We start from the raw sequence: 5,236 nt of genomic DNA on the forward strand, positions 1-5,236 counted from the left end.
CCACCCAGCCCGCACCCCAGCTGGAAGAGCCGCCCGCACTGGAGAACTGGCCCCGGTGGGGCATCACCCACACCCAGTTCAGCGCCGACAACGAGCCCGCCGACGCCGTGGAGTCCGCCAAGGGCGTGCTCGGCCGGGTCCCGATGCTGCAGAACCAGCACATCATGGGCTGGGGCGTGGGCAACCCCGAGCCGAGCCCAGGGCAGTTCAACTTCCGCGATCTCGACCGCCGGCTGACGTTCATGGCGTCGTCCAGGTCGGTGCCGGTCATCACGCTGTGCTGCGCGCCCGACTGGATGAAGGGCGGGCAGGCCGGGCGCACGGACTGGAGCAAGAACCACACGGTCGCGCCCAAGAGCGAGCACTTCGACGACTACGCCAAGCTCGCCGCCCGGGTCGCCAAGCAGTACCCGACGGTCAAGCACTACATGGTGTGGAACGAGTTCAAGGGCTTCTGGAACCCCGACACCAACCGCTGGGACGCCGAGTCCTACACCCAGCTCTACAACAAGGTGTACACGGCGCTGAAGAAGGTGAACCCGGAGATCAAGGTCGGCGGCCCGTACGTGCCGATCGAGAGCAACTCGCGCGGCGGCGAGTCCGAGCTGAGCGGCCCGTGGGGAGTGATCGACCAGCGCGCGCTCGACGCGATCACCTACTGGATCGAGCACAAGAAGGGCGCCGACTTCCTCGTCGTCGACGGCGCCTCGATGACCAAGGACCGGGGCAACCTGCCCGGTGACTTCGCCGCGCAGGCCAAGTTCGGCGCGATCACCAAGTGGCTGCGGCAGAAGAGCGGCGACCTGCCGGTGTGGTGGGCCGAGTGGTACGTCGAGCCGGAGAACTCCGGCTGGAGCGAGGAGAAGCGCACCGCCGTCCAGGCCACCGCGATGATGGAGTTCGCCAGGAGCGGCGTCACCACCGCGCTCTACTGGAACCCGCAGATGAAGGACGAGGGCGAGTGCCGCGGCTGCCTGTGGGCGCCCAAGCGGGGCGACGAGATGCCGATGGCCGGGCTGCTCAGCGGGTTCACCCGGTGGTTCCCGTCGGGGGCGCCGCTGGTCGAGGTGGCCTCGTCCGACCCGAACGTCAAGGTCCTGGCCCAGGCGCAGCAGGTCGTCATGGTCAACACCACCGACAAGGACGTGACGGCCACCGTCGACGGCAAGCAGGTGGCGCTCGGGCCGTACGAGATCAGGTGGAGCGGCCGGGGCGGGGCGTGACCGTCTCGGGCCTGCGCCCGTAGGTCAGCCAGCGCAGCAGCCACTCCACCGGGCCGTACCGGTGTCTCCTGAGCCACTGCCGGCTGTAGAGCACCTGGACGGCGAAGACGGCCAGCGCGATCAGCACCTCCAGCGCCGGGCTGACCCGGTCCACCAGCGCCAGGCCGTACCCGGTGAAGATGAGCGCGCAGATCAACGACTGCGCCAGGTAGTTCGACAGCGCCATCCTGCCGGGCGCGGCCAGCGCCCTGGCCAGGCGCGGCAGGTGCGGCAGCACCCGCAGGAACGTGGCCGCGTAGGCGGCGGCCAGCAGCGGGGCGGTGAGGAGGTCCACCGCCTCGCCGAAGTACTTGTGCACGGTCCCGTTCCAGGTGGCCTGGGTGTAGACGAACGCGCCCGCCAGGCCGGCGGTGAACCCGGCCCACTGGATCCCGCTCAGCGCCCGCCGGTGTGCCGTCAGGTCGCGCAGCGCGCCCAGCTTGCCCACCGCCAGCCCGATCAGGCACGCCGCGAGCACGGCCGGGCCCTGGAAGAGCACCCGGAGCACCACGATCAGCGACAGCTTGCGCAGGTGCTCGCCGACGATCTGCCAGACCCCGCCGCCCAGCGCGGTGTCGGACCTGGCCGCCTCGGCCGCGCCGTCGGAGACCGTCCCCGACGGGTCCATGCCGAGCGAGGCCAGCGCGCCCAGCGCCAGGAAGCCGAGCGCCAGCAACGACGTCAGCAGGACGGCCAGCACGACCGCGTTCTTCGGCGAGAGCCTGCGCAGCAGCAGCAGGGCCAGCCCGACGACCGCGTACGTCATCAGGATGTCACCGGGGAACAGCAGCACCGCGTGGACCAGGCCGATCAGGAACAGCCCGGCCAGCCGGCGCAGGAACATCGGCACGAACGCGGTGCCGCGCCGCGCGGCCGAGTCGACCTGCAGGGTGAGGCTGTAGCCGAACAGGAACGAGAACAGCAGATAGAACTTGTTCTCAGCGACCAGCGTGACGCTCCAGCGCACCGCCCAGTCGAGCGGCCCGTCGAAGGCAGGCTCGGCCAGCCCGGCCATCCGGTAGCCGGAGGCCAGGAAGGCGATGTTGACGACGAGGATACCCAGCAGCGAGAAGCCGCGCAGCGCGTCGACGGAGTGGATCCTGCCGGATCCACTCCGTGCGGCCGCTCGGTGAAATGTCCTCTGTGTCCTCATCAGAAGACATCATGGCGTAAAACCTTAGAGTTTCCTGTGAAATCAGGCGGTTACTGAGGCGATATGGATGAATCGCTCAATGATCACCGCGATCGCCACCACGAAGGCCGGGATCGCCAGCCACAGCAGCCGCCTGCGTGCCTTCACCGCCCGGTTCGGGCCGTTCAGCCTGATGACCTCGTAGCCGAACAGCGCCACCCAGGTCACCGCCAGCGCCCCCACGCCCAGCGGGGTCCACGGCGAGGTCGGCTCGCCCGCCCCCTTGTACGGCTGCGGATCGGGGATCTCGGTGCCCTTGACGAACTTCTTCCAGGTGTAGAGCGCGGCGTCCTCGTTGGACAGGACCCGTTTCAGGTCGGGTGAGGCGTCGAGCGCGGCTCTGAACTTCTCGCCCCAGCCCTCCGGGAAGCCCTCGTTGAGCTGCAGATAGCTCACCTGGCCGCGGCTGACCACCAGGTAGGAGTTACGCGGCTGCTCCTTCATGGTGGCGACCACGTCGGCGATCTTGGTCGGGTCCTTGTGCACCAGGGCCTGGGTGGTGAAGTTCACCCGGTCCACGTCGCGCTCGCCCCAGGGCAGCGTCGGCGTGACCTCCTGGCCCACCTTGGGCACCAGGTAGAGCACCTTGGCGCTGGGCTTGTCGTGGGCGTAGACGTAACGCATGGCCGCGACCTCGCCGGTGGTCACGCGCTCGAACTTCTCGTTGCCGTACCTGGCCACCAGGAACGAGGTCGCGAACAGCACCGCGAAGCAGGCCGCGAGCACGACCGAGATCTTCCTGGTCAGCTCCGGGTTGAAGCGCACGTTCCGCTTGCGCATCGGGATGGTCTCTTCGCGTACGTCCGCGCTGTCGGCCGGCAGGTTCGGGAAGAACGCGTACGCGGCCAGCAGACACGAGCCGGGCAGCGCGAACATGTAGATGCGCAGCCCGATCTCGCCGCCGTAGTTCTGCAGCCCCAGCGCCAGCACCGGCACGCAGAGCAGGATCAGCGCCGCCCGGTCGAACACGCCGCGCCGCAGCCGCCTGAACAGACCGGCGGCGGCCAGCGAGAGGATCACCACGAGGATGCCCAGGCGGGCCTGCAGCACCATCGCGTGCGTCGGGTCGCTGCCCTCGATGCGGTCGCCGGTGTTGCTGCGCAGGTTCTCCAGGAACCGGCCGAGGCCGCCGAAGATCGTGTCGATCTGGCTGGCCCAGAAGCCCACCGTCTGGTAGCTGATCCAGGCCAGCACCACCAGGCCGAGGAAGAACGGCAGCGCCCAGGTCAGCTTGGTCCGCTTGAAGATCAGGAACGCGGTGAGCACCCCGAGCATCATGAACGGCGTGATCTGATGCGAGGCCGTGGCCGCCACGACCAGCACGATCAGCATCAGCAGCATGAGCAGCTTGTCGGCCCGGTAGGTGCCGGTGTTGGCCAGCTCGCCGGGCGTCATCGCGTCGAGCTTGGCCAGCAGCCGCCTGAGCCCCTTCGGCGGGATCGGCTTGGTGCGCGGCTCGACGCGTCCGAACCAGCGCAGCAGGATCGCCACGAACGCCAGATAGAGCGCGAACGTGAAGCCCTGTGGCGAGAAGTAGTCCTGGCCGATCCACTGCACCAGCACGAACAGCAGCGCCGCGAACCAGCGCGCCCGCGTGGTGGCCACCACCTGGCGCAGGATGAGCACGAACGGCAGCAGGTAGAGCAGGTTCGACACCAGCGGGATCCACATGAGGATCGGCGTCATGTCGCTGATCCCCGCGGCCTTCGTGACGAAGGCGAACAACGCGAAGAACCCCGGCCAGCCCATGCGGGCGTCGATGCTGATGGCGGTCTCGCCGGTCCTGCCGATGAACTCCACGAAGCCCGCGTGGATGTAGGCCGTGGGGAAGCGCGGCTCGGTCGCGACCAGCGCGCCCGCGCCGTGCAGCGCGAACGTGATGGCCGCGATCTGGAACAGCAGCAGGAACTTGCGGTCGGTGCTCTGGGCGACCGTGACGAAGAACGACACGATCATGATCAGGAGGGCCGCGAACGCGCTCGCCGGCAAGGCCGAGATCAGGCCGAGGCCGTCGATGTCGTTCGGGTCCACGCCGCGCAGGGGGCCCGGGGGCACCTTGAGCGCGAGGACGTACATGATCAGGCCCTCGAGGATCAGCACGACCGGGAGCCACTTGGGCGCGCTGGCGAACCACGCCGCCAGGCGGCCGGTCTTGCGCTGCGCCCCCTGGGCGCCCTGGCCGCCCTGCGCCCCCTGCCAGGCCGGGGCACCGGGGGCCTGCGCGGGCAGGGCCGAGAGCGCCGCGTCGGCAGGCGCCGCCGCCCCCACGGGCTGCGGCCCGCTGGGCGGCTGAGGCCCGCCGGGAGCCTGGGGTCCGCTCGGCGGCTGGGGCCCGCCGGGGGCCTGCTTCGGGGCCGCGGGCGCCTGGGACGGCGAGCCGAGCGCCTGCGCGGGCTGCGGCCCGGTGGGCTTGCCGCCAGCCGGCTTACCGCCCGCGGGTTCACCACCGGTGGGCTTGCCGCCGGTGGGCTTGCCGTCGGCGGGCTTCGTGCCGGGGGACGCGGTGCCCGAGGCGACCGCTGCGCCCCAGGCGAGCTCTCTGGTGGTCGGGATGCTCGTCGGCCCAGGTCCGCCTGCCGCCTGAGCGGCTGGCTGGGCCTGCTGCGGACCGCTCGCCCCCTGCGGCCGCACCCTTTCCTTGGCCGGCCCACCCTGGGACGGGGAGGCAGCCGGCGACCCGGGCCTGCCGGAACCCTGGGACCCGGGGGAGCCTGCGGGACCAGCGCCCTGGGAACCGGGGGAGCGGGGTGAACCCGCGGCAGGGGAGCCGGGGGTCTGGGAC

The 5,236-nt window shown here is 70.4% G+C and carries 3 protein-coding genes; 1 reads left to right on the forward strand and 2 read right to left on the reverse strand.

All coding sequences use genetic code 11. The annotated features are described in order from the left end of the window. On the forward strand, positions 1-1,223 hold a 1,223-nt coding region (locus HII36_RS53150), incomplete at its 5' end, for a GH39 family glycosyl hydrolase (protein ID WP_173531023.1). Here the strand turns inward: HII36_RS53150 and HII36_RS53155 are convergent. Beyond that, positions 1,195-2,415 (reverse strand): DUF418 domain-containing protein, encoded by a 1,221-nt coding sequence (locus tag HII36_RS53155; RefSeq protein WP_173531024.1) that lies wholly within the window; start codon positions 2,413-2,415, stop codon positions 1,195-1,197. The genes HII36_RS53150 and HII36_RS53155 overlap by 29 nt on opposite strands. A 42-nt stretch (positions 2,416-2,457) precedes the next feature. Next, the gene (locus HII36_RS53160) at positions 2,458-5,085 is read right to left on the reverse strand and encodes a hypothetical protein (protein WP_173531025.1); all 2,628 of its coding nucleotides are present in this window, start codon (positions 5,083-5,085) and stop codon (positions 2,458-2,460) included. Between the last annotated feature and the right edge of the window lie 151 nt (positions 5,086-5,236).

Source organism: Nonomuraea antri, assembly GCF_013283785.1.
GTDB classification, from domain to species: Bacteria; Actinomycetota; Actinomycetes; order Streptosporangiales; family Streptosporangiaceae; genus Nonomuraea; species Nonomuraea antri.

Coding starts and splice junctions, on each gene's coding strand:
- HII36_RS53155 (WP_173531024.1), bottom strand. CDS start 2,415: ATGAGGACACAGAGGACATTTCACCGAGCGGCCGCACGGAGTGGATCC.